At 30.1% G+C, this 25,087-nt stretch carries 23 protein-coding genes; 6 read left to right on the plus strand and 17 right to left on the minus strand.

The features are described 5' to 3' along the window. From ABNT61_RS00965 to ABNT61_RS00990, 6 genes are all read right to left on the minus strand, one after another. Positions 1–2,607 carry a zinc-dependent metalloprotease gene (locus tag ABNT61_RS00965; RefSeq protein ID WP_348744483.1) on the minus strand — a complete coding sequence of 869 codons (2,607 nt, stop codon included), beginning with the start codon at positions 2,605–2,607 and terminating at the stop codon, positions 1–3. A gap of 86 nt (positions 2,608–2,693) precedes the next feature. Further along, a complete protein-coding gene (locus ABNT61_RS00970) occupies positions 2,694–3,269 on the minus strand; it encodes a YdeI/OmpD-associated family protein (protein WP_348744484.1) in 576 nt (191 codons plus the stop codon). After that, entirely contained in the window at positions 3,253–3,948 is a 696-nt protein-coding gene (locus ABNT61_RS00975) for a M23 family metallopeptidase (protein WP_348744485.1), read from the minus strand. The genes ABNT61_RS00970 and ABNT61_RS00975 overlap by 17 nt, the downstream gene beginning before the upstream one ends. A gap of 93 nt (positions 3,949–4,041) precedes the next feature. Next, positions 4,042–5,376 carry a M28 family peptidase gene (locus tag ABNT61_RS00980; RefSeq protein ID WP_348711435.1) on the minus strand — a complete coding sequence of 445 codons (1,335 nt, stop codon included), beginning with the start codon at positions 5,374–5,376 and terminating at the stop codon, positions 4,042–4,044. A 61-nt stretch (positions 5,377–5,437) separates the two neighbouring features. Continuing rightward, positions 5,438–6,772, minus strand: coding sequence for a hypothetical protein (locus tag ABNT61_RS00985; RefSeq protein ID WP_348744486.1), 1,335 nt, complete (start codon positions 6,770–6,772; stop codon positions 5,438–5,440). A gap of 103 nt (positions 6,773–6,875) precedes the next feature. Continuing rightward, complete coding sequence (locus tag ABNT61_RS00990; RefSeq protein ID WP_348711438.1) at positions 6,876–7,226, minus strand: DUF6249 domain-containing protein; 351 nt, start codon at positions 7,224–7,226, stop codon at positions 6,876–6,878. 138 nt (positions 7,227–7,364) lie between these two features. On the opposite strand from ABNT61_RS00990, the gene ABNT61_RS00995 reads away from it, so the two are divergent. The 4 genes from ABNT61_RS00995 to ABNT61_RS01010 all read left to right on the plus strand — a co-directional run bounded on the left by ABNT61_RS00995 (position 7,365) and on the right by ABNT61_RS01010 (position 9,340). Next, complete coding sequence (locus ABNT61_RS00995) at positions 7,365–7,949, plus strand: sigma-70 family RNA polymerase sigma factor (protein WP_348744487.1); 585 nt, start codon at positions 7,365–7,367, stop codon at positions 7,947–7,949. Then, complete coding sequence (locus tag ABNT61_RS01000) at positions 7,936–8,355, plus strand: hypothetical protein (protein WP_348744488.1); 420 nt, start codon at positions 7,936–7,938, stop codon at positions 8,353–8,355. Before ABNT61_RS00995 ends, ABNT61_RS01000 begins: the two co-directional genes overlap by 14 nt. 77 nt (positions 8,356–8,432) lie before the next feature. Further along, positions 8,433–8,639 carry a hypothetical protein gene (locus ABNT61_RS01005; protein WP_348711443.1) on the plus strand — a complete coding sequence of 69 codons (207 nt, stop codon included), beginning with the start codon at positions 8,433–8,435 and terminating at the stop codon, positions 8,637–8,639. 11 nt (positions 8,640–8,650) lie between these two features. Continuing rightward, entirely contained in the window at positions 8,651–9,340 is a 690-nt protein-coding gene (locus tag ABNT61_RS01010) for a hypothetical protein (RefSeq protein WP_348725994.1), read from the plus strand. 59 nt (positions 9,341–9,399) lie between these two features. On the opposite strand, the gene ABNT61_RS01015 is transcribed toward ABNT61_RS01010, so the two are convergent. Then, positions 9,400–10,569 carry a nuclear transport factor 2 family protein gene (locus tag ABNT61_RS01015; protein ID WP_348744489.1) on the minus strand — a complete coding sequence of 390 codons (1,170 nt, stop codon included), beginning with the start codon at positions 10,567–10,569 and terminating at the stop codon, positions 9,400–9,402. 155 nt (positions 10,570–10,724) lie between these two features. On the opposite strand from ABNT61_RS01015, the gene ABNT61_RS01020 reads away from it, so the two are divergent. Next, on the plus strand, positions 10,725–11,639 hold the full coding sequence (locus ABNT61_RS01020) for a glycerophosphodiester phosphodiesterase family protein (RefSeq protein WP_348744490.1): 915 nt from the start codon (positions 10,725–10,727) through the stop codon (positions 11,637–11,639). Between the two features lie 88 nt (positions 11,640–11,727). On the opposite strand, the gene ABNT61_RS01025 is transcribed toward ABNT61_RS01020, so the two are convergent. The 7 genes from ABNT61_RS01025 to ABNT61_RS01055 all read right to left on the minus strand — a co-directional run bounded on the left by ABNT61_RS01025 (position 11,728) and on the right by ABNT61_RS01055 (position 21,985). Further along, positions 11,728–12,591, minus strand: coding sequence for a hypothetical protein (locus ABNT61_RS01025; protein ID WP_348744491.1), 864 nt, complete (start codon positions 12,589–12,591; stop codon positions 11,728–11,730). 117 nt (positions 12,592–12,708) lie between these two features. Then, positions 12,709–14,490, minus strand: a complete 1,782-nt coding sequence (locus ABNT61_RS01030) for a DUF885 domain-containing protein (RefSeq protein WP_348744492.1) — start codon at positions 14,488–14,490, stop codon at positions 12,709–12,711. 73 nt (positions 14,491–14,563) lie between these two features. Beyond that, a complete protein-coding gene (locus ABNT61_RS01035; protein ID WP_348744493.1) occupies positions 14,564–15,571 on the minus strand; it encodes a transglutaminase domain-containing protein in 1,008 nt (335 codons plus the stop codon). 7 nt (positions 15,572–15,578) lie between these two features. Continuing rightward, on the minus strand, positions 15,579–16,271 hold the full coding sequence (locus ABNT61_RS01040; RefSeq protein ID WP_348744494.1) for a carboxypeptidase-like regulatory domain-containing protein: 693 nt from the start codon (positions 16,269–16,271) through the stop codon (positions 15,579–15,581). Positions 16,272–16,539: 268 nt separating this feature from the next. Next, positions 16,540–18,636, minus strand: coding sequence for an InlB B-repeat-containing protein (locus tag ABNT61_RS01045; protein WP_348744495.1), 2,097 nt, complete (start codon positions 18,634–18,636; stop codon positions 16,540–16,542). A 137-nt stretch (positions 18,637–18,773) separates the two neighbouring features. After that, a complete protein-coding gene (gene htpG, locus ABNT61_RS01050) occupies positions 18,774–20,660 on the minus strand; it encodes a molecular chaperone HtpG (protein ID WP_348744496.1) in 1,887 nt (628 codons plus the stop codon). Between the two features lie 74 nt (positions 20,661–20,734). Next, positions 20,735–21,985, minus strand: coding sequence for an MFS transporter (locus ABNT61_RS01055; protein ID WP_348744497.1), 1,251 nt, complete (start codon positions 21,983–21,985; stop codon positions 20,735–20,737). Positions 21,986–22,286: 301 nt separating this feature from the next. Here ABNT61_RS01055 and ABNT61_RS01060 point away from each other — a divergent pair, with 301 nt between their 5' ends. Continuing rightward, positions 22,287–23,294, plus strand: a complete 1,008-nt coding sequence (locus ABNT61_RS01060) for a beta-ketoacyl-ACP synthase III (protein ID WP_348711456.1) — start codon at positions 22,287–22,289, stop codon at positions 23,292–23,294. Between the two features lie 52 nt (positions 23,295–23,346). Here ABNT61_RS01060 and ABNT61_RS01065 read toward each other — a convergent pair whose 3' ends face one another. From ABNT61_RS01065 to ABNT61_RS01075, 3 genes are read right to left on the minus strand one after another with little or no spacing between them, the layout of a single operon-like run. Further along, the gene (locus ABNT61_RS01065) at positions 23,347–24,039 is read right to left on the minus strand and encodes a cyclase family protein (RefSeq protein ID WP_348744498.1); all 693 of its coding nucleotides are present in this window, start codon (positions 24,037–24,039) and stop codon (positions 23,347–23,349) included. Further along, positions 24,032–24,583: an acyl-CoA thioesterase gene (locus ABNT61_RS01070; protein ID WP_348711458.1), complete on the minus strand. Its 552-nt coding sequence runs from the start codon at positions 24,581–24,583 to the stop codon at positions 24,032–24,034. The genes ABNT61_RS01065 and ABNT61_RS01070 overlap by 8 nt, the downstream gene beginning before the upstream one ends. Then, positions 24,573–24,962: a 6-phosphogluconate dehydrogenase gene (locus tag ABNT61_RS01075; protein WP_348744499.1), complete on the minus strand. Its 390-nt coding sequence runs from the start codon at positions 24,960–24,962 to the stop codon at positions 24,573–24,575. The genes ABNT61_RS01070 and ABNT61_RS01075 overlap by 11 nt, the downstream gene beginning before the upstream one ends. Between the last annotated feature and the right edge of the window lie 125 nt (positions 24,963–25,087).

Here is a 25,087-nt window from a genome sequence, read left to right on the forward strand (position 1 = left end):
TTATTTCACGTCTTTTAAAGTATTCGTGATTAAAGTTTTTAGTTGGTTTTTATGTGCTTTAGTAATTACATCTCCCGTTCCATTACTAACCCAAGATTTAATTCTTTTTAAGTTATATAAAGCCATGGCTTTAGAAGCATTAGTAAATCGAGATTTTCTCTTACCATTAACCATATTTAAAAGCATTTTAGTGTACTCTGTTTGTAGGTTTTGACGGAAAGAATTCACCGAGCTATAGATGTCATTTTTGAAAATTGCATTATTCAAATCTGTCATAAACTCAGATAATTTGTACTTATTACCATATAATTCTGAATCAGAAATTCTTTGTAATGTATTTGGATGTAGAATATGAGCTAAAACTCTTCTTTGATATCCTAACACTTGAGCATGTATTTTAGGGTCTTCAGGTCCACCAAAGAAATTATACCCTCTTCTTTGTCTTGCTAAATAATTATATAAATCTCTTGGTGCTTTGAAAGCATTTGGAGCAAAGATATAAGTCTTTAAAGCATTCATTGCTCTTTTTTGATCAGCATAACTTACAGGAGTATAAGGTTGAGTTTCTCCTTGTTGACCTTGCATAGCTCTATCTACGTAAACTCCACCAACGAATCTAGAAATCACATCACCAGCTCTTGCTGCTTGTCCGTTTAAAATGTAGTATGCTGTGCGCATTTCCTCGTAAGACTCACCTGGTTTAGACATTCCTGATTTCAGTTTTCTAATCATGTTATTAGCCAACTTAATTCTGTCTATAGAATATGCAATTTGATCATTAGATAAATCACCTGTCATTACTCGTGGATCAATTGCTTTTCCTGGTGATCTCATATCATCTGCATCATTACCAAATATTAATTCTGGTTTTGTTGATTGAGCTAATAGTGCATCCATTTCAGTTTGATTTTTAAATGGAGTGTAACCGAATTGAATCGCCCAAATATCATATGGTCCAACAGCCATATCGTAGTATTGACCTTGCTTAGTTCTATCTAAAGTTAAGTTGATAGCTGCATAGTCCATAACAGAACCTGTTAAACACTTACCTTCAATGAAATTTGCATCTGCAAGTTGAGCAGGACTAAATAATTGACTGGCTTTCATGTTATGATTTAAACCTAAAGTATGACCTACTTCATGCATGATCAAAGATTTCATTGCTTCTTTTTTCATTCCTTCCATCTCCATGTCAGAAGCTCCAGTTGCAGCTAAAACCGCTTTACCAAACATTGTGTTTTCATGCATTAAATGTCCTGCAGAACAATACATGTGATTATCTTTATTATGAAATGCATGCTTTCTTGCTTCTTCTTCATTATCAAAGCTAGAAATGCTACTAAATATATTATCTAATCGTACACGATTTGTAAAGTGTACATATTCTAACATAATATCTGCACCTAAAATTTCTCCTGTTCTAGGATTAACAAAACTTGGTCCATAACCACCAAAAGGAGGATTTGGAGAAGAAGTCCAACGTAATACATTATAACGAACGTCTCCAGCATCCCAGTCTGCATCATCTGGTTGAACTTTAACAACCATTGCATTTTTAAATCCAGCTTTTTCAAAAGCTTCATTCCAAGCTAAAACTCCTTCTGTAATGGTTTGTCTCCATTCTAATGGAGTAGAGTTTTCAATCCACCATGTAATTGGTGTAACTGGCTCTGAAACCGCAGCATTTGGATCTTTTTTTACTAGTTTCCATCTGTGTACTAAATCTCTGTAATTAATAGTTTCAGTACTCGTCATGTCATTTACTTGAGTAGTAAAGAATCCTACTCTTGGATCATCAAAACGAACTTCATAACCATCTTCTGGCATACTCATAAACGTATGGAATACTTTAATAGAAACGTATCTTCCATCTTTAATTGCTCGAGACCCTCCATTTAAAACAGTTGGATTGTTGTATACATATTCTGTTTTAATGTTAGTGTTTTCAGGGTAATTTTTGATTGAATTTATCTTAGATTTATTCTTGTCAAAACGACCTAATTTGAAAGAAAATGGAGATCTTCCTGGAAAACTTGGTTGCTTAACTCTTGTTAATGCTTCAGATAAAAATAAACCATTAGCATTAATTAAATATTCACCTTTTTCATCGTCTGAAGCTAAAACCTTAGAGCTTTCAATAATAGCGTCACTTGTGTTCGCTTCAGAAGATTTAGATATAGCATTGTCTTTATCGAAATAGAAAGATGTATTTGGAGCTACAAATTCGATTTTATTGAAATGTTTTTTAATGTGAAAAACAGTTGCTCCTCTATATGATCCTCTAAACGCATTTGCTTCTGTTACACCATCTGCAATTTGAGAGAAGTAAATAAAATCTTTATTTAATTGATCTTTTTTTACTAATAACTTAACATCACCAGTTATAGAATCTTGGTAAATTGTAAAAAGCCCTTCAATTTTATTACTCTTTTTAGTTAAACTAGCAATAGTCTTTTTAGGCTTTTCCTTCTTTTTAGGCATTTCAGTTTTTGCCTTAGAATCTTTATCTTTTTTCTTCTTTCTTCTTTGCGCATTAATATCAGTAACACTAATCAAGAAAAGCGCTAAAAATGCAGTTAAGACCAGTCTTGGTCGTTTTGTAAACATGTTAAATGGTTTTAAATAATATTTAATAAAATGTGAAGTTATTATTATTTTACCATGAAAAATGTTAATGATTTTATAAATAAATGCTAAGGTCTTTGCTTTTTGTTATTCCTACAAAGCTGAATAATTTCTTCAATTCTTTTTAGTCTGGTAGATTCTCTTTTAGCACTATGGAGCCAATACAAGTAATTTTTTCTGTAGGAAGGAGCAAAGTTATTGTAATTTTCAAAAGCTTCAGGATTTTGGTCAAATACAAGTTTTAAATCCTCTGGAATAATTAGATTTTCAACATTATCTAAATCTGTCCAAGAACCATTTTCTTTAGCTATTTGAATTGATTTTAATCCACTTTCTTGCATTAAGTTTTTTGCTGATAATTCATCAATGTAGGATTTGTTTAGTTTACTCCACACACTTTTCGGTCTCCTTGGACAAAAATATTGTTGTCTTTTTCCGTTTCCTAAGCTTTTAACTGTTGAGTCAATCCAACCAAAACATAATGCAACTTTTACAGCTTCTTCCCAAGTCATTGAAGGAATGGTCATTTCTTTTTTATAAAAAATTAAATAAACCCCGTCATACTTATCGTGATTGGAAATCAACCAATCATACCATTCAACATCTCGTTCAAAATATAAAGTAGGTTTAGTTGTTAAGCGCATATTTTCCTTTTACATATTTTCTTGAAGGAATTGAATCTAATATATATGGAATAGAGGCAAAACCTTTTTTGGTAATTTTAAATACACCAAAATGTAAGTGAGGTTCAGTACTATATCCAGTATTTCCTGAATATCCAATAGGTTGATTTTTTTTTACTGAATCTCCTTTTTTAACCAGAACTCCATCTTTTTTTAAATGGACATATTGAGTATAAAGACCATCTTCATGATAAAGAAGTATGTAATTTCCGTCGTTTTTAAACTTTTTGCTTCTGCCTCCTTTATTCGAATCCTTTTTTAATCCTACAACAACGCCATCTCTCATAGCACAAATAGTTTGGCCAACATTCATTCTAAAATCAATTGCATATCGAGATAAGCCTTTATGTGTAAAATTTGTGTTATTTCCTTGAATAATTTTATAACGTTTCCCTTTTAAAAAAGGCAAGGCGTAGTTATACAAGGTGTCGTATTTTTTTATAAAATATGATGTTCCATATTTTATACTGAATTTATAATTCTTTAAAATGGATATCGTATCCATTTCAGTAAGAGTTAAAACAAGTTTCTTTTCGTAAGCTTTAATATCTGAGGTGTAAACCTCTTTTGTTGTTGTGTTTAATATTTTTAAATGAGTAGGGCATCCTAAAGTATTATGAGCATATACTGCAGTTTGCACCTTATCTTGTTTAAATGATATGTATCTCGGTTTGTCCTGGGCAATCGCAAAGGAAATACTGAGTAAAGCAATAAGTAAAAACACAAATCGCATTTAACGTATTATTCTTGAAGGAAAACTTACGATACTTTCATGACCATTTGGTCCAACAGCACTTACTCCAAAGAAAAAATTGTCAATAACAATTCCTTCAAGCTTAGCCTCCGTAACATTTTCTACGTATTTAAAATTATCCCAAGTAGGGGAAGTAGTGTCGCGCCAATATATTTTGTAACCTTTTGCACCATCAACTTTATTCCATGAAAATTTCGCTGAAGCTTCTACAATTCCTCCTATACCAACGTTTTTTGGAGATAAAGGAGCAGACGCAATACTCGCAAGATTGATGGCGTTTACAGCAGTTAATTTTTTTGCATAACCAAAATTCACGAACTTAAGTTTATCACCATACTCAATTCCATTTTCAGTTCGAATATCTTGATGTTGTTGCGTGTAATTTTCATGAGCTTCCATAATTCTAATTCCAGCAAATCCTGCATCATTAAATGGTCTATGATGTCCTCCACGGCCAAAACGATCTAATCTGTAAATCATTTTAGGATTCATTTCAGGCATATATGTTTTTGTTGTTTTATAGATATATCGAGCTAATTGTCTTGAAATTCCATCTACTTCGCCACCATAAAATCTACGAGCTCTTCTTTGTCTTTCTGTTTCGGTAGGTGGAGTTGGTTCAGAGAAAATTCGAAATGTACGGTTATCAATTACACCATCTACACCAGTAATATTTCCAATCATATCATTGTTCATAATACCAATAATATCCCAACCTTTTTCTTTCGCATAATTTGCTAATCCTTTTCCTCCGAATAATCCTTGTTCCTCTCCAGATAAGCCAACATAAATTATGCTGTTTTCAAATTTATATTTACTTAAAACTCTTGCTGCTTCCAATGCTCCTGCCATACCAGTAGCATTATCGTTAGCTCCAGGAGCATCATCAGTATAATTGTTAGGGTCTGAAATTCTTGAGTCAATATCACCACTCATAGCCACGAAACTATTTGGATTTCTAGTTCCACGTTGAATTGCAACTACATTTACAACCCAAACATCTTTCGTAATTCTTTTATTTGTTCCTTTTTTCACTAAATCTCTCTGGTAGAATACTTCCAAGCAATTATTACAATCCTTAGATATTTTTTCGAATTCTTTCTTTATCCATCTTCTTGCAGCTCCAATTCCTCTAGTTTCAGATATAGTGTCACTCAACGTATGTCTTGTTCCGAAGTTCGCAAGTTTAGTAATGTCTTTTTCAATTCTTTCAGCAGAAACAGCATTTACGATATCGTAAATTTTAGGATCTGTTTGACTATAACTGATATAGGCAAAGGATAATAAGAATATGATTAATGTAGCTCGTTTCATAAAGTGATAATTTGGTTTATGGTCTTTGGACGTAAGAAGTGATTAAACATTTCAAAAAGGATTAATCTTTATAATACCAAAAAGGAATAACGACATCAATACTTTTTAGAGTGTCTTTCTTTTTGTTAATATATTTTCTTTTAAGTCTTAGAATATGTTTTCCGTCAGTTAAATTTTTAGTTGGGATAAAAGTTTGAAATCCAGTTTGATTTTTGGTGTTTTTTCCAATTAAAAAATCAGATTTGAAATTAATGGTGTCAATATTAACTTCATACATCTCATTAAAAACTTCAACATATTTTCTAGCGAGACTATCTCTCTTTTTTCGTGAAATTCTATTTGAATTTCCATTGGTAAAACTCATACCCGTTTGAAATCCCCTTCTATCATTTTCTGGTTTAAGTGATGGATGGTACTTATAAATTCTATCTTCAACGCTTTCCGAAAAAACCTTAAAGAAATTGATATATGGAGTAGTTATAACTTTAGATTGAATACTTGCAGTTTTAACTAAATCATTTTTTTCAACTAACATATCCTCATATTCCTTAGTGTTCAAGTAAATGTTAGAATTCAGTTTAGTGCTTTCTAAATAATTTGAAGTTTGAAATTTAAATGAACTTAAAAAGGTGATTGCGATATAAATCGGAACCAATAAAAAGCTTATCCTTTTAGTGAACTTATTGTCTAAGAAATTATATACTAATGGTCGATATAAGAATGAAAGTGTAATAAAACTAAAAACCCAATAAAAAGGAAAGTAAAGTTTTGAAAGCCATTTCTTCTTTTTTAAATAGCCCTGAGTAATAAAATCAATAAAAACTAATATGGAACCAATCGAAAGAAATATGAGTATGATAACTCCTGTAGTAATTCGTACTTCTTTTGATATTTGCTCATTACTTATTAAAAATGTAGAAATAAATACAATTGATAAAATGGTTATTGTAATCGAAATCACGTAAAAAATCAAAAGAAAAGAAACAGCAAATAGAACACTGCAATAATTTTCTAGAATAGCCACATAACGATCAAAAGAAACAATCTTTTTCTTTAAGTAATTTTTGAATCGATCTTGATAGTTTAGAGTTTCAAAATCAATATCACCAGAAACATAACGTAATCCTAAAGCTCCAATCCATAACCCTCTTAAGGTAACATGTAATAATAAATTAAATATAAGAATGTAGCAGGCGATCAAAGCAACTATGGCAACCACAAAGGTTACAAATTGTTTTTCTGTTTCTGAAATTGTTAAAGCTAATTGGATTTCTGGTAGTGCAGTAAATAAACCAAAAATTGCGAACCCCGAGATAATTAATTCTAGTTGCCAACTATCTTGTTGTAATCGATCTAATAATTCTTGAAATTTCCTATTCTTAAAATTATCACTCATGTTTGGATGTAAAGTTTAACTAAAAGTACTGAGATTTTTTATAAAAACAACAAAACCATTTCTAATTTGAAATGGTTTTGTTGTTTCTTAGTTGTAAGTAAGATTAATTTTCGTTTTCTAATTTCTTTGTTAAAAAGAAACCTGAGAATAAACCAAAACCTCCCATTAAGAATATCATTGCTGGGTAAACTGCTTCTTCTTCTAATCTTGTATATGTTGTTAATAATAATGCTAAGAATACACCTAAACCAATTCCCATAAGTAATAATGATAAGTTCAAAACAATCATTCTACCAGTTAATGTTGATTTTTTTCTTTCTCCTTGCATAAAAATCTTTGCATCCGCTCCTTTTTCAATTAAAGCCAGTCTTTCTTTATTTCTTGTTGAATAGAATAAATAAAAGATTCCGAAAATTACTGCGAATAAGAACATAAATACTATTGCTACTTCCATATTATTGTTTTTTAAATATTATTTTTAATGTGTTTGCAGGTATGACGAAAACTTTTCAAATGAGGTTACAGATTTTTCAAAAAAAAGTTTTTTTAATTTTTTTGTAACCTTTTTTAGAAATAGCCTGTCATAACAAAAGTGGCTATTATCAACGATCAAACATACATAGAAAAAACCTTAAACGGAGATACTAATGCTTTTGCTTTTTTAGTAAATAACTATAAAGTAATGGTGTTTAGTTTAGCAATGAAAATGCTTAAGAGTAGAGAAGAGGCAGAAGAAATTTCTCAAGATACTTTTATCAAAGCATATAAAAACTTGTCCAAATTTAAGGGCGATTCTAAATTTTCTACTTGGCTATATAAAATAGCTTATAGAAGTTGTTTAGATAGTTTGAAGAAGAATAGAGAAAAATATCATACAGATACTATTGATGAAATCACGATTAATAAAATTAATAGTACAGATAATATTTTAGAAGAAATATCAAGAAAAGAAAGAGCTGTTATAATAAAGGAATGCTTAGATAAGTTACCAGAAGAAGAACGAACTATATTGTGGATGTTCTATTATGACGAATTGAGTTTGAAGGAAATTTTAGAGATTACAGATTTGTCAGAATCAAACTTAAAGGTAAAATTACATCGAGCACGAAAAAGATTATTAACAGTAGTAAAAAATAATGTAGAACCTGAAATAATTAATCATTATGGGAGAAAATAAGCATATTGAAGAATTGGATGCGTTTGCGAAAAAATATGTTCAGGAAGTTGAGCAAGAAATTCCCTCGTTAGATTTTACATCTAATGTGATGAACACTATTATGGAAACAAAAAGTAGCGAAGTATTTAAAGCTACTCCGTTAATATCTAAGAAAGTTTGGTTTTTATTGTTTTCAATTTTAACCGTATGTATAATTTACGTTTCTAAAGGAAAATCTATTTTAGAAACTTGGACGTTATCGAATAAATTTAAGTTTAAACCAAATCTCGGCTTTGAGTTTCCAAATTTATTTCAAAGTATATCCGTTTCAAATACCATGTTAATGGCGTGCTTCTTTTTTACGTTATTAATTTTTATTCAGTTCTATTTCTTTAAAACGAGATTCGAAAAAGATATTGATTCTTAATGCTTTAATTAGATAAAGGGGTTTTGCTATTTTCTTAAAATCTGTATCTTGTAAGAAACTTTAAAAACATGTCCCTTATGAAAAACACAATTTTTGCACTTTTTGCGGTTTGTTTTATCACACTTGCTTGTGTAGATAAAAAAGCAGAAGAAAAGAAGAAAGAAGCAGCTGAACTTGAACAGAAAATAGAAGCTGTTGATAAAGAGGTAAATCAAGATGTAGACTCTTTAGAAAAAGAAGCTAAAGAGATTGAAGAGGAGTTAAAAGAATTAGATAACCTATAAAACCCAAAATCATGAAATTATTTAAATATGTATTAGTGATAATGCTTGTTAGTTTTGTAGGTGTTGCAAGTGCCCAAGAATCTAAAGAAGCAAAGAAAGAGAGAAAAGAAAAGAGAAAAGAGCTTAAAAAGGAGATGAAGGAGAAAAACAAAGAAATGAAGGAGAAGAAAAAGGAACTTAAGGAAAAGAAAGCAGAGCTTAAAGAAGTTAAAAAAGAATTGAAAGAAGGAAGAAATGAGATTTTAGGAGCGCATAAAGAAAAAATGAAAGGTATGTCTAAAGAAGAAAAGAAGGCATATTTAGAAGCGAATCCTGATCTTAAGGAAAAACTAGAAGCTTATAAAGAAGAAACAAAGGATAAAAGAAAAGAGCTAAAAGCTAAAAAGAAAGAGTATAAGAATGCTAAGGCTAACGCAGTTCAACAAAAAATAGAGAACAAGAAGAAGAAAATATCATTATACGAAAGTAGAAATGCTGCTGCTATTAATAAAGTTACAAAAACCAAAGAACGTTTAGCTGCTCAAAAAGAATCAGGAGAAATCACTGAAGAAGAGTATAACAAGAAAATGGAAAAAGTGGCTAAAATAGATGCTCGTATTCTTAAACACAACGAGAAGCTTTTTAAAATGAGAGTTAAGCTCGGTCAATCAGAAGAAAAATTATTTAAAATGCAGAAACTTGATAAACCAGTTCAAGAATAATTGTAAACATTACAAATAAATAAACACCGAATAAAACTAACTTATTCGGTGTTTTCATTTTATCTAAAAAAATATACGCTGCTTATTTTTCCGTTGGTAATTTCATAAAGAGCTAGAGCTTTAAAACTAGTTCCATTAGCCGTAACGTATTCTTCATCAATTACTTTATTTCCATTTACTATTCTTTTTAAGACCTTGCAGTGTAAATCTGGAGTATTTTTAAAAAATGGAGTGTATCGCTTTCTCATTTCATCAATACCTTCGTAATTCAACGTATTTGGAAATGTGTAAACTTTTACATTTTTAGCGTAAGGTTTTAAGAAAGCTTCAATATCTCTATTATTATATCCTTTAAGTTGTTCCTCTGCTAAAATACGAGGAGATACTTCGGCAGTTATAGCTAGTTTATTAGCTGCCTTATTTACTGTAATTCTAGAAATATTATTAATGTTTTCATCTTGGAATTGATGAAAAATCGACCAAGTTTTATCTGTTTTAGGATTAAACTTATAAATAACATTTTTAAATGGTATTAAAATTGTTCCATTTGGTAACCAACAAATGTCTTGTGCTGTAGCAGTTGAAGTAATTTTTTTAGTTTCCTTGGATTTCGGATTTAAAGACCAAACTTCCCAATTTTCTCCATTTTTTTTCATAAAACTTACTAATGTTGAATTCGGAATTTTATGAAATGATCTTCCAACATTTTTAGAAATCATTGTGTTCGTTTTCTTCTTAATATCACTAACAAACAGCTGTAGACTATCATTTACAATTGCGGAACAAATCAAAGTGTTTTTATCATACCACATTGGATAAGCTACAACTAAATCTTCTATTAACTCTGTGTCTTTTCCAGTTTTAAAGTCATACTTATAAAAACGTTGTTTTCCATCTTTATCTAATCGAACTGCAGAAACATTTTTAGAATTAGGAATTTTTTGAGGAGAATATTCACCTCCTTGTGGTGTACTATTGATATAACTTAATTTATTGTCGGTTAAATTGTATTTGGCAATATCAGTTTGTCCGTCTCGTGTAGAAGCAAATAATACTAGGTTATCATTATAAAAATGAGGTTGGCTGTCATATCCATCATTATTGGAAATGTTTTTGCCATTTATCAATTTCTGTTTCCCGTTTTCTGTGACTATATCAAATAAATGAATTTCGGTATTCATTTGAGAATAAGATATAATAGGAATTAGAAGTGCTATTAGTTTTTTCATTTGTTTTGGTTTGATAAAACTAAAATACTAAAACTCCTTTGAAGGTTCTTCATTTTAACATACCAATAGTTGAGTTGTTTATAAAAACTGAAACCATCGTATAAATTTAATGTAAAGTCGCTGTATTTTTACCTGAATAAAAATTGAGGGTAATCATGAGAGTAATTAAAATAATGACTGTATTGGTCATTGGTAGTATTGGATTTTTTTGTTGTAAAACAAAAGACAATACATCTGGTCAACAACAGGCAAAGGAGAAACAAATATCAGCAAATGAAAAGAAGTTCATTACTTCATTTGAGCAATGGAACCAAACATTGGAACCATTGGTTAGTGCGCATAGAGGTGGACCTTATCCTGGATTTCCAGAAAATGCAATTGAAACATTCCAGAATATTGTAAACCAAACACCAACAGTGATTGAGTGTGATGTTTCTATGACAAAGGATAGTGTTTTGGTTTTAATGCACGATCGAAATTTAAATAGAACTACTACTGGTGAAGGAGCAATTAAAGAAGCTACTTTTACGGAACTTCAACAATTAACTTTAGTGGACAATGATGGTAATAAAACAAATTTTAAAATACCAACGTTAGATGAAGTTTTAGCTTGGGGGAAAGGAAAAGTTTTATTCACATTAGATATAAAAAGAGGTGTGCCATACGATAAAGTAATTGAGGCTGTAGAAAAGCATAATGCAGTTTCTTATGCTGCTGTAATTACTTATAGAGTACAGGATGCTGTGGAAGTACATAAATTAAATAAGGATGTAATTATATCAGTTTCTGCCGGAAGTGATGGTGCCTTGGAACAAATTGAAAAAGCTGAATTGCCTGTAGATAAATTATTAGGTTTTGTAGGAACTAGACAACCAGAAAAATCACATTACGAGAAATTAAAGAAATTTGGAATTAGAACTATTTTAGGAACTTTAGGAAACTTGGATAAAAGCGCCGTAGCCAAAGGTGATGATAATGTGTATTTGACTTATATTGAGAATGGAGCAAATATTATAGCAACAGATAGACCATTGGAAGTTGCAAAGGTTTTGGCTGAAGCCAATAAGTAACTTCAAGTTGAATATTTGTAAATATAAAAAGCCGCTTAGTGTTATACTAAAGCGGCTTTGAATTAAAAAAATATATCTAAACAAATGCTTATTCTAAACCAGTAATTCTGAATTCGGCATAATCTAATTCTTCACCACCTGTATCCGAAATAGTAATTGAACTAAGATATTCCATATCAACAACATTATCACTTTCGATAAATTCTATATATTGATTTTCAAAAATGAAAAGTCCTTCTTCATTCTGTCCCATATATTGAAGAGATATGGCATCTTCAACTGTTTCAGATCCTCCATCATCTGGAATTAATAAAGATGAAATCCTAGCGTCTTTAAGTTCAATAGTAAAGAAATGATCTTTTGGATCTGTTTTTAATGCTACTGTCATAGTAAAAGTTTCACCGTCTTTATTTAATCTTAGTTCAGGCTGTTCAATGGTAATTTTATTTCCATTTGTATCTTCTTTTGTTTCTATAATTTGAACAACAGGAACACCAATTCGTTCTCCTTTTTCGTTTTTATCAACTGAAACTATTTTTAACTTTTTACCGATAAATTCATTTAAGGAATTGACTTTTTTACTTTTGAATTTGATGAATTTTTTATTCTTCTTTCTAGGTGTTTGAATTAAGGATATTGTATTACCATCATCCTTACCTTCAATGCTAATTGTAGTTTCAATAAAAGCAACAGTTGAGTTTATCTCATTATTTGAAATACTAGTAATAACTTTCCAATTACCTTTTCTATTACGCTTAATACTTAATCTTCTTTTTCCTTTAAAATCTCCAGTTTCAGCACTGTATTTTATTTTAGTGCTACTTCTTGTGGATAATTTTTTCTCAATAGTTTCTTCTTGATCATTTATCAATTCTTCATTTTTGTCCTCATTACAACCAATACATACGAATAGTAATAAGAAGTAAGAGATAAATTTTATAATAGTTTTCATAATAAAAATATTGCATTAACACTACAAATATGATTTGATTTGGTTAATGCAATATTTAATTTTTGCTGAACTATACTTTTCAACTTATAAGTATAGATTTCTGATTGCTAAATAGATTTATTTGCTTGCCGCAATCCATTTATCAATTTTATCTTCTAATAAAGCCAAAGGAATACATCCCGTTTCTAATACTTGATTATGAAACTCTCTGATATCGAAATTCTCTCCTAATTGGTCTTTTGCCTTCTTGCGTAGTTCTCTTATCTTTAATTGTCCGATTTTATAAGATAAAGCTTGCCCAGGGTTCGCCATATAACGTTCAATCTCAGAAATAATACTAGCTTCACTTTCTGCTTCATTATCTAATGAATATTGAATAGCTTTTTCACGACTCCAACCTTTAGCATGTAATCCAGTATCAACAACTAAACGAATAGCTCTGTGCATCTCCATTCCTAACATTCCAAAATATTGATAAGGATCAGTATATAAACCTAATTCTTTACCTAAATTCTCTGTATATAAAGCCCATCCTTCCCCATATGCACTATACCAAAGTGTTTTTCTAAAATCAGGTAAATCTGTATTTTCTTGTGTTAGTGAAATTTGATAATGATGCCCTGGAATTGCCTCATGTAGGAATAAAGCTTCATCTGAAAACACATTATACTTCGAAGCATCTGGAATTGGAGTATAAAATACACCCGGACGAGTTCCGTCTAAAGAACCTGGATTGTATTCTGCACTCGCAGAAGCTTCTCTAAACTTCTCAGTCTGTTTAACTACAAAAGGAGTTTTTGGCTTATTACCAAATAACTTTTCTAACTGAGGCTTCATTTTTTCATGAATGGCATTGAAGTTATCGATAATTTGTTTTGGTTCAGTATATGGCATTAAATCTTTGTTGTTTCTAACAAAATCAAAGAACGCTTTTAAATCACCTTCAAATCCAACTTCTTGTTTAACCTTCTCCATTTCAGATAAAATTCGAGCAACTTCTTTTAAACCAAGCTCATGAATTTCATCAGCTGTCATTTTTGTAGTTGTATAATTTTTAATGGCATGTTGATAATACTTTTTTCCATCTGGAATTGCATCAATTCCACTAGCTTCTAGTCCAGCATTTAAATAATCTGATTGTAAAAACTCAGATAAAGCTTTAAAAGAAGGAAGTAACTTTTTATCTAAGATCTCAGTATATTTTTGAGTTAATTCTTTTTTCTCAATAGCTGTAAATTCAGTCGGCATTTTCTTGATAGGAGAGAAGAATAAGTGATCTTCAAGTTTAGTTTCAGCTAATCCTTTGAATTGAGGAATCACTTTATTTATTAAAGATTTAGGTAACACGTATCCTGCTTTAATTCCTTCTTGCATTCTAATTTTCGCTGATTGTAACCAAGTATTAAACTTATCTAATCGACTTAACCAATTCTCATAATCTTTAACCGTTTTAAAAGGCTGAGCGCTGCTTCCGCTTGCCAATTGTCCCATTACTAAGTTAACGGTCCACATTTGATTAATCGGTAATAATTGATCATTCTTAAAACTTCCTTGTGCTAAAGACATATCGCAATCCCAAGCCAATACAGCTTTACTCATTTGTTGACTTTCTGAAAGTTTATCATCAGAAAAGTCTTGAAGTTTTGCTTTATAGTTAGTAAAGAAGTCTTTAGATTCTAAAGCATATTCATCAGATAAAAAATTAGGAAATTCATTGTTATATCTATTATCACCAGCAAAAGTAGCATTCAATGGATTTAACTTTAATTTTCCTTCGTTATAATCTTTTAAAAGTTGATTAAATTCTTGATTTGGTTCTACTTCTTTTTTGGGTTGTTCTTGTTTACAAGAAACTAGTATTGTAGTAGCAGCTACAATAGATAAAATGGTTTTTTTCATGTTAAGGCTTATTGTATAAAAACAAATATACCAAAAAGAAAAGATGAGATTTTGTTAAAAGATATAGCTGTTATTACTGTATTTGAATCATGTAAGATGCTATAAAATCATTTTCAAATTTCAAGTGAACATCAAAATTTCCTTTTTTAATAATATTAGTATGGAATTTAATAATTCCTTCATGATATAGAATATTGGAAAGAGGTAGTGAAACTTCTTGATCATTTTTGTCAAAATAGATTAAGGAAATTTTATTTAAATCCAATTGTCTTTCAGCGCGATATTCAAAATTAATATTTTGAGATGATTCATATTGAAGAAATAATTCATCTGGAAAAGTAGGAGAGATGTTATGTTGAAATGTAGTATCGTAGACTATTGGTTTTGATACAAAAGAAGTATTACTTAGAGGAACATCTAATAAAGTCCATTTTTTATTTATAGGTTGATGATTCCTTGAAAAAAGTTTTGGTTTAGTTAAAAAGTATCCATCGTTATATAAATGAATGAATTCAGATTCTTCATTTAAAAATCCGCTTGACCAAGTCGGATCACATAAATACCATTTGTTATTTAACTTAACTGCATTCCATGTATGATTAGGATAATTGATTTCATTGGTATTAATTGATGAGTTTCTGCCATATCCATTAATCAATTTACATTCTATTCCTGCTATAAAAGCCATTTGTTGCAACAAATAAGCATATCCAGTGCAAACAGTTTTTTTGTTTTCTCGTAATTGTTTAAAGATAGTTTTTCTGTAATCCATATTCCATTTGATGAATTTTTCGGGGTTGGTTTTATATTCATCTCTCTTTTTTGAAATACGTTGCTTTATTTCAAAATCGTAATCTACATTCTTACATATCCAAAGGTAAATTGCGCGAAATTTTTCAACATCGGTTTGAAGTTCGTTTGTTAATTTGTGAGTTAAAGTTGAAATGTTTTTCAAGCTTTCACCATTGTGAAGTCTGGCGATTTTATTAGCTTTTTTAAAACTAATATGTTTAAAGTCGGAAACTTGAGCTCCAACTTTAAACATTATTAGAAAAACTACTATGGTTATTTTATTATTCATTTTTTATCTAATTCTTTTTCCAAAACTTCTTTTTTGATTTAAAAGGCTTTTTCACAGTAACTTCTCCTAAAAATACACATCCTGCCATTTCAATATTTACTTTTAGTTCAATATTGGAAACAGATGTGTCATTTTCAATTTTAATTTTTTGAGTATCCATTCCAACAAAACTAAAGATTAATACATCTCCTTTTTTTAGCTTTTGTGGGAAAACAAATTTTCCATCAAAATCAGATTCAGTTCCTACGATGGAGTTTTCTAGTTGTATAGAAACACCTGGTAAAGGTCCCGCTTCATCAGATACGACTCCTTTAACAACAAATGTGTTTTGAGGTTTGGTATTTTTTTGGTTTTTTAATTTTTGTGCGACTATTTCGGTAGGAGTATTTTCTTTTTGAGCGTTAGAGATTCCAAAAGAAAATAATGCTAAACAAGCAACTCCAATTCCTTTAAAATAATTTAATCGATTTGGTTTTGTAGGCTCAACATATGATCCCAACTGATAATCATTGAATCGACCACAGGTTTTTTGGTTGCTATTATTATTGAAGTAATTAATAATTTCTTGAGAACTCCAACCTGTAAAATCTATGACTTCCTTTTGGCAAGAATCACAAAATCCACCAAGTTCAGTTTTTTTAAAACCGCTAAACTTTTCAGAGCATGGTTTGTTAATTTCTAGAGTAAATTTACTTTTCATAATTTAATTTTTGATGTTGATTTGATTCAAACATACGAGGTAATGAAAAGTTATAAAATCCAGAATGAGTTATTGGGTTGTATTAATGAGTGAATGAGTAGAATAAAAAAACCTCTCTGTTTCCACAAAGAGGTTTTATAAGATATTTTACAAACTATAACTTAATTAAGTCCGAAAAAGGATTAAAGTAGATTTTTATTCTTTAAAAAATAGTTTAATGTATTCATAGCTTTATGCGTACATAGCAGTATGATTTTTACAATTTGTACTAGTTTTTTAGTAATTTCCGAGAATATAACTTATTGTCAATAGTTTTAATTGTAACTAAATATATACCTTTTGAAAGGTTAGATATATCAATGTAATTATTTTTTGATGTTAGGATATTTTTACCAAGTAAGTTTGAAACTTTAATAGTTTTAAATAGTTTATTATCCAGGTTAATATTTATAAAATCTCTTGAGGGATTTGGATAAAATAATTGTTTATTCTCTAGATTATATAGGTCAATACTTAATGTATTATCAATGTAGTTAGCAGTTAGAGTTTTATTCTTATTGATTTGAATTGTTAAAGGGTTTTCATTACCATTTGCATCACCAGACCATTTATCAAAAGTAAATCCATTATTAGGAGTTACAGAAACTGTAACTTCTGTACCGAATTCATAAAGTCCGTCAGGTGAATTTGGTTCAAATGTAACGTTACCATTTTCGGAGTTTACTTTTAATTCATATTTTAATTTATTAAAAACAGCTGAAATTTGAGTATCTCTTGTAATTGTAAAAATAAAAGGATTTGAAGTTCCGAAAGCGTCATTCGTCCAATTGACAAATTCATAACCCAAATTAGGGGAAGGAGTAATTGTAATTTCCGTCCCTTCTGCATAAAAGTTGCTTTCAAAATTAGGGGAAGGATCAACTATAAAAAATCCATTATCAGCTGATGTTGATATTGTGTAGTAATTAGGACAGTTAGTGCTAAAACTACTATGATTATCAACAACCCCTTTCCAATTAGTATTACTGTAGTTAACATTGTCAACATTAATACAATTTAGATTTGGGTTATCTTTAGTAAATAAAAAACTGAAATTTGTGTTATTCCCATTTGCTAAATTTAATGATATCAGATCGTTTGCATCACAAACTACCTCTGTAATATTTGGGTTTTTTGAAATGTCCAATCGTTTTAGTTGATTAAATCTTGCAAATAAACTTTTTAATTCTAAGTTATTGGAAATGTCAATATTAGAGATTTTATTTCCAGAAAAATCTAACTCATAAAGCTTACTTTGATTTGTAACGTCTATTTCTGAAAGTAAATTTGAATAACAATTTAACCTCAATATTTCTTTATTATTAGATAAATTTAATTCCGAAATTTGATTTGACCCACAATGTAAATATGTTAATAATGGACAACTAGGAATATCTAAACTTTTAATTTTATTTACTCCACAACTTAAATAATTTAAATTATTGTTCTTTGAGATATCAAGTGTTTCTATATTGTTTGATAAGCATTCTAGCCTCTCTAACTTTACATTATTTGTAACATTTAAAACTTGAATTTTATTAAATGACGTAATCAGCCATGTCAGCTCTGTATTTTTTGTTACATCCAATGAACTCAATTCATTTGAACTGGAAATAAAACGAATCAATTTAGTATTATTTGAAATGTCCAATTCAGAAATATTATTATTACCACAATATAATGTTCTAACAATTGAATTATTAGATACATCTAAATTGTTAATTTCATTATTTGAACAAGAAATAAAATCAAGTAAAGGATTATGGGTAATATCTAAATTGGTCAATTTATTTGAACTAACATCTAAAGAGGCAAGTTCAGTATTTAATGATAAATCGATAGTGGTAATTTCATTTGAAGCACATAGAATTTGTCCAATTTTTAAATTCTTAGTTGTATTTAAGGTCTTAATATTATTATTATTAATTTGAAACAAACTAAGTTCTGTATTGTTTTCAATATTAATTTCTTCAAGATTGTTGTCGTTCAAAAATAACTGAGTCAATTTGGTATTCTTTGAAACATCTATTACGCCAAGGGAATTGTTATTACAATTTAAAACTCTCAAATGAATAAAGTGCTCGATTCCTGTTAGATCAGAAATATTTTTGTTATTAACATCAATTTTAGCAGAAAAGGATGGATCTAGTGTATCTCCAAACCCCTGAGCTTCCGAAACTTGTATTTCACCATCGTTATTGGTATCTATTTTCGGTGAATTTGCTAATAGTGCTGCTTTAAAATTAGCATCGGGTATATCTAAAATTTGTGCATTAATGCATAATGAATAGCTTAATAAAAGCCACAAGATGTAGTTTTTTTTCATAATACTTTTTTTTTGCAAATTTATTAATTTAAATGAATAGATCATTTGAAAATAATAAAAGTTTAAGGATAACTTAAGACGAACAAAAACCTCTCTGTTTTCACAAAGAGGTTTTATAAAATATTGTTACATACTTATTATTTAATCAAATCGTAAGAACGCTTAATAAAGTTTGTTAAATCTTCACCATGAAGTAAGTTTTGAGATAATTTAGCTAAGTCAAAAGCTTGAGAAATTAATTGCTTTTGTTTATCCTCATTAGCATTTAAAATGTCAGAAACTAATTCGTGGTTTGTATTAACAACAAGATTATACATTTCTGGTATACTACCCATTCCCATCATTCCGCCGCCAGTAGCTTGCATTTCTTTCATTCTACGCATAAATTCTGGAACTGTTATCAAGAATGGAGAACTAGAAGAATCCATTGCTTCTAATTGAACTGTGTAACTAGAGTTGTTTACAGCTCCTTCAATAACTGGTTTTAGTTTTTCTTTCTCTTCTTCAGAAAGTTTAGAAATAACCGTGTCATCTTTCTTAATTAGATTGTCAATATGATCAGCGTCAACACGTTTGAATTGAATTTTAGCATCACCAGATTCCATTTCTAATTTTTGCATTAAGTGAGGAACGATTGGTGTATCTAGCAACAATACTTCATATCCTTTTGCTTTAGCGTCTTCAATATAACTGTGTTGTGCATCTTTATTCGCTGCATACAAAATCACATGGTTTCCATCTTTATCTGTTTGTGCTTCCTTAGTTTTTTCAACTAATTCATCAAACGTAAAGAAAGTGTCGTTCACAGTTGGATATAAAGCGAATTTTTTAGCTTTATCAAAGAATTTCTCTTCAGATAACATTCCATATTCAATAATCACTTTAATATCATTCCATTTTTGCTCAAAGTCAGCACGATCTTTTTTGAATAAAGAAGCTAATTTATCAGCCACTTTTTTAGTGATGTATCCTGATATTTTCTTTACAGCTCCATCGGCTTGTAAATAAGAACGTGAAACGTTTAATGGAATGTCTGGAGAATCAATAACACCCTTAAGCATTTGTAAGAAGTCAGGAACAATTCCCTCTACATTATCAGTTACAAAAACTTGGTTTTGGTATAATTGGATTTTATCCTTTTGAATATCCATGTTTTGAGTTAAACGAGGGAAATATAAAATTCCTGTTAAGTTAAATGGATAATCAACATTTAAATGAATGTGAAATAAAGGCTCTTCAAATTGCGTTGGATACAATTCTCTGTAGAATGTTTTATAATCTTCACTTTCTAAATCAGCTGGTTTTTTAGTCCAAGCCGGAACAGTATTATTAATAATATTATCTACTTCCTTTGTTTCTGGTTTTGCATCTTCTGCCGCATCTTCAGGAAGAGGTAATGTTTCTGTTTTTGTTCCGAATTTAATCGGAATTTGATTAAAACGATTGTATTTAGATAATAATCCAGAAATTTTAGAATCTTCTAAGAAATCTTTTTCATCTTCTGAAATATGTAAAATAATCTCTGTTCCTCTTTCTGTTTTATCGTGGGCCTCTAGTGTGTATTCAGGAGAACCATCACAAGTCCAATGTGCCGCAGCTTCATCTTTGTATGATTTCGTTATGATCTCAACTTTATCAGCAACCATGAATGCAGAGTAAAAACCTAATCCAAAGTGACCAATAACACCTGTTTCATTGTTAGAATCTTTATATTTTTCTAAGAACTCTTCTGCTCCAGAAAAGGCAATTTGATTGATATATTTTTCAACTTCTTCTGCCGTCATACCTAAACCTTGGTCTTTGATATGAAGCGTTTTGTTGTCTTTATCAATTTTAATTTCAATTTGAGGATTACCATACTCAACTTTTGCTTCACCAATAGAAATTAAGTGCTTTAATTTGGTAGTGGCATCTGTAGCATTTGAAATTAATTCACGAAGAAATATCTCGTGATCGGAATACAAGAATTTTTTAATTAGTGGAAAAATATTTTCAACCGATACATTAATACTTCCTTTACTCATAATATTATATTTATAATTTTAGTCAAAGTTTTCATGCTTGACTAGTCAAAAAAAGTACCAAAAGTTTAAAAGTGTCAGGTTGGCAGTAGACTATTTTTAGATTTAACAGAATTGTTAAATACTATCGAGGCCAGTAAACCAATTAGAGAACTGACTAAAAAGAAGATGAATAAGTATTGATAACCAAGTGCACCGCCAACTTCATCTAAATAGTAACCTTCTATTGGTCCTAAGAAAATATCTGGAGAAAATCCTACTACGGAAACTATTCCAACAACAGTTCCTGTCATTGTTATTGGTATTTTGGCTTGTTCTAATACTGTGAAATATAATACTCGTAAAGTGTAAGCTCCAATAAGAGAACTAATAAGAGGTAATAATAGAGAAAAATGTAAAAGATTCTTATTGAATACAAAAAGTAAACTTCCTAAAGACATAATTGAGAAGCCAATAATTAACCATTTCGAAGGATTGGTATTTTTGGCAAAGAATATTACCAACAAACAAATAACAGGCCTCATGTAAGAAAAGTAAGTTCCTAATTCTGCAGACTCTGTTGAACTGTAACCGTAAATTTCACTAGCATATTGTGTAAATATATCAGCAACTCTATATCCGATATAAGAAGTAAGAATGATAATCATTAATATCCATACTACAGGATATCTGAAGGCTTTAGATATATTATATCGGTGTCTATTATTCGAATTTATTTTTGAAGATTCTCCAAATTTTGGTAATAATAATATTAAGAAAGCAATAACCATTGTGAGTATTGAAGTAACTAGGTATACTTTGTTCATTGCGCTTTGCACAACAATTTTTGAAGAATCAACATTATTTGTAATAGAAGAAATTATATATACACCAATTGTTCCAATAATTGCAGCTACTAATCCTCTTCCCCCTTCAAGTAAACCAAAAGCGTAAACTTGTTTTTCTTTTCCTCCCCATAATCGTGTCGCTTTAACTAACGGAGACCAAAAAAGCATTATTGTAGTAAAGCCCCAATACACATATAATATATATAAAGTAGAAAGTGATGGGTACATTACCCAAAAAAATCCACCAAGACTTGTTAAAAATAGAGCAATACTCATTAAGTACTTTAATTGGAATTTATCAGCGATTAATCCACCTAAAAAATATGAAACCATTGCGGTAACACCGTATAAAGTATAACAGAAGCCAATATCTTTATTGGTAATTTCAAAAGCACTTAGAAATGTAGGTCTGAATATTCTGACCAATACAAAAGGCAACGCATAAACCACCTCTGCTGCTAAAATCAAAAAAGTAATTTGGAGGGCTCTTTTGTAATTCATGTAGCCAGTTTGTAAATAGTTTAGTTAGAATTATTAAGGGGTTAATTAATATTATTAAAGGATAAAAGGTAAGTATTTTTACGTAAGATTTAAAAAATATTTTATCCTTTTTAAATTTCAGTCTAAAAAAACACTTGTATATCAGTTGATTATAAATACGAAAAGGTTTCGTTAATTTGACTAGCTGTCATCATGGCATCGAAAGGATTTTATTATAGCCCATTTTTGTACAAAAATGATAAAATTCATACTTTTACAGGCTTTTAATTTGAAAACAACTAAATTATAACCAATATATATTATGTATAGTTCAAAAATTACTGGTTTAGGATATTATGTTCCTGAAAATGTGGTTACTAATGATGATTTAACCCAATGGATGGAAACTAGTGACGAATGGATTCAGGAAAGAACTGGAATCAAAGAACGTCGTTGGATAGATCCTAAAACAGAAGATACTACTGCTGTAATGGGAGCTAAAGCTGCTAGAATAGCTATTGAAAGAGCTGGATTAACAAAGGATGATATTGACTTTATTGTTTTTGCAACATTAAGTCCAGACATGTACTTTCCAGGAGGAGGAGTACAAATTCAAGATATGTTAGACATGCCTACTATTGGAGCATTAGATGTACGTAATCAATGTTCTGGTTTTATATATTCTTTATCTGTTGCAGATCAATTTATCAAAACAGGAATGTATAAGAATATCTTGGTAATTGGTGCTGAAAACCATTCAGGAGGATTAGAAAGATCAACTCGAGGTAGAGGTGTAACTGTAATTTTTGGAGATGGGGCAGGAGCAGCTGTACTTTCAAGATGTGAAGAAGAAGGAAAAGGTATTTTATCTTCTCACTTACACTCAGAAGGAAAACACGCCGAGGAATTAGCGTTAATTGGACCATCAACTAATCGTTGGGTTCCTGAAATTATTGAAGCAAATGATCCTGAGGATACTTCTTATTTCCCACATATGAACGGTCAGTTCGTATTCAAACATGCGGTAGTTCGTTTTTCAGAGGCGATTGTAGAAGGTTTACAAGCTAATGGACTTGAGAAGGATGATATTGATATGTTAATTCCACATCAAGCGAATTTAAGGATTGCACAATTCATTCAAAAGAAATTCCAATTACCTAATGAAAAGGTTTACAACAATATTATGCGTTATGGTAATACTACTGCAGCATCAATAATTATTGCGTTAACTGAAGCATGGGAAGAAGGAAAAATAAAAGATAATGATTTAGTTGTATTAGCAGCGTTTGGTAGTGGATTCACTTGGGGATCTGTAGTGATTCGTTGGTAATAAAAACAATAGGAAATATAAAAAAAGCCGAAGAATTTATCTTCGGCTTTTTTTATTCAAATATTGCTACAGCTCTTACGGGAGAACCTGTTCCGCCTCTAATTTTTAGCGGTAAACCGATAAATCTGAATCTTCCACGACCAATTAGTTTATATAAATTAATCATATTTTCATAATGTGTGAATCCTAATTCTCCACAAATATGATGAACTTCTTTATTTGAAATTTTAGGAACACCTGGAGACATGGTTTCCACTCCAAATGCTGCAATTTTTTGCTTTCCTAACCATCTTGCACATTCTACTGTTATTCCAGGTCCTTTGCTCCAATTATCAGTATTAAATGCTTTTCTGTAATGATCTGTATATATTAAAATAGTATCACCTTTTTTTATATGTAGCTTATCTTTACGAAGTGCTTCTTTTAAATCATCTGAAGAAATCAATTCTTGAAATTTTTTATGTGATAAATCTAAACAAATGCCTTCTGTGTAAAACATAGACAATGGCATGGTATCAATAGATTGCCCCTCATATTCCTTTGCCATATGATTCATCGCATCAACATGAGTTCCTGTGTGTTCGCCCATCTGTATTTTGTAAACTGCAGGTGTTTGGGTGGTTGGATTGATTTCATTGTCCCACTCTTCGTGAGTATTATGAACTTCCATAGTTACTTGAGGCAAACTTTTGTATACAGGCATGCCCTCATATATTTCTTGGCTTAAATCAATTATTTCAGCCATTTAATTCAATTTTTACATTTTGATTTTCTAATTCTTTTAAATACATCTCAGGAGTAAAATCATCTCCGTCAAATTCATCCGTTCTTTTTCTTTTCATTTCCAATCTTTTTATTGCTTTTAGAAAACGTCTAATTTCTAAATCATTGGTAACAATTAACCCCGGAACAGGAACAGATTTACCACCTTCATTTTTAGCAACCATTGTAAAATAAGAGGAATTGCAATGATTTATTTTTCCTGTTTGAATATTTTGTGATTCCACTCTAATACCCACTACCATAGAAGTTCTACCCACATAATTTACTGAAGCTTTCATGGTAACCAATTCTCCAACTTCAATAGGATTTAAAAAATCAACAGTATCAACTGAAGCTGTAACGCAGTAGGTTCCTGAATGTTTAGAAGCACAAGCAAAAGCTATTTGGTCCATTAAATTTAGAATGTATCCACCATGAATTTTTCCGCTAAAATTAGCATGAGAAGGAAGCATTAATTCAGAAATAGTAATGATTGTATCTTCTACTTTTTTAAATTTATTTGTCATCTTTTTTAGATCTTAATCCATTGAAATGAGGTGAGTTTTCCTCTTCAACTTTAGTAATAAAATATCTTGTGTCACCTAACCAAAAGAATTTCCCGAATCGTTCAATGTAGGTAAGTTTAACATAACGTCCTTGGAACTCTTTTAGGTTTTTTATTACTTGTTCTTCTTTATCTTCTACCGAGAATTTGAAAATTTGAGCTCCAGAAATCCCTTGACTAATTTCTCCCTCCCAGGTTTTTACAACTAATCCTTTTCTACTGAATTTAATTAATTCACCAGATCTTTCTCCTTCACTATAAGTAGCATAATAAATGAATACGTAATACGCTGTTGCTATCAAGAAAATTCCTAATAAAATAAATGCTAGTATTTTTTTCATACAAACAAAATTACAATTTAATTGGTTGTTTTCATCTTTAGGGATTTCAAAATCACTTTAAAGTCTTATTTGTTGTATTTTTCAAGTCCTTTTTTTCCCTTTCAGTAGTTTTTTTTCCCTATTCA

It is taken from the genome of Tenacibaculum sp. 190524A05c (assembly GCF_964036595.1).
Taxonomy (GTDB): domain Bacteria; phylum Bacteroidota; class Bacteroidia; order Flavobacteriales; family Flavobacteriaceae; genus Polaribacter; species Polaribacter platacis.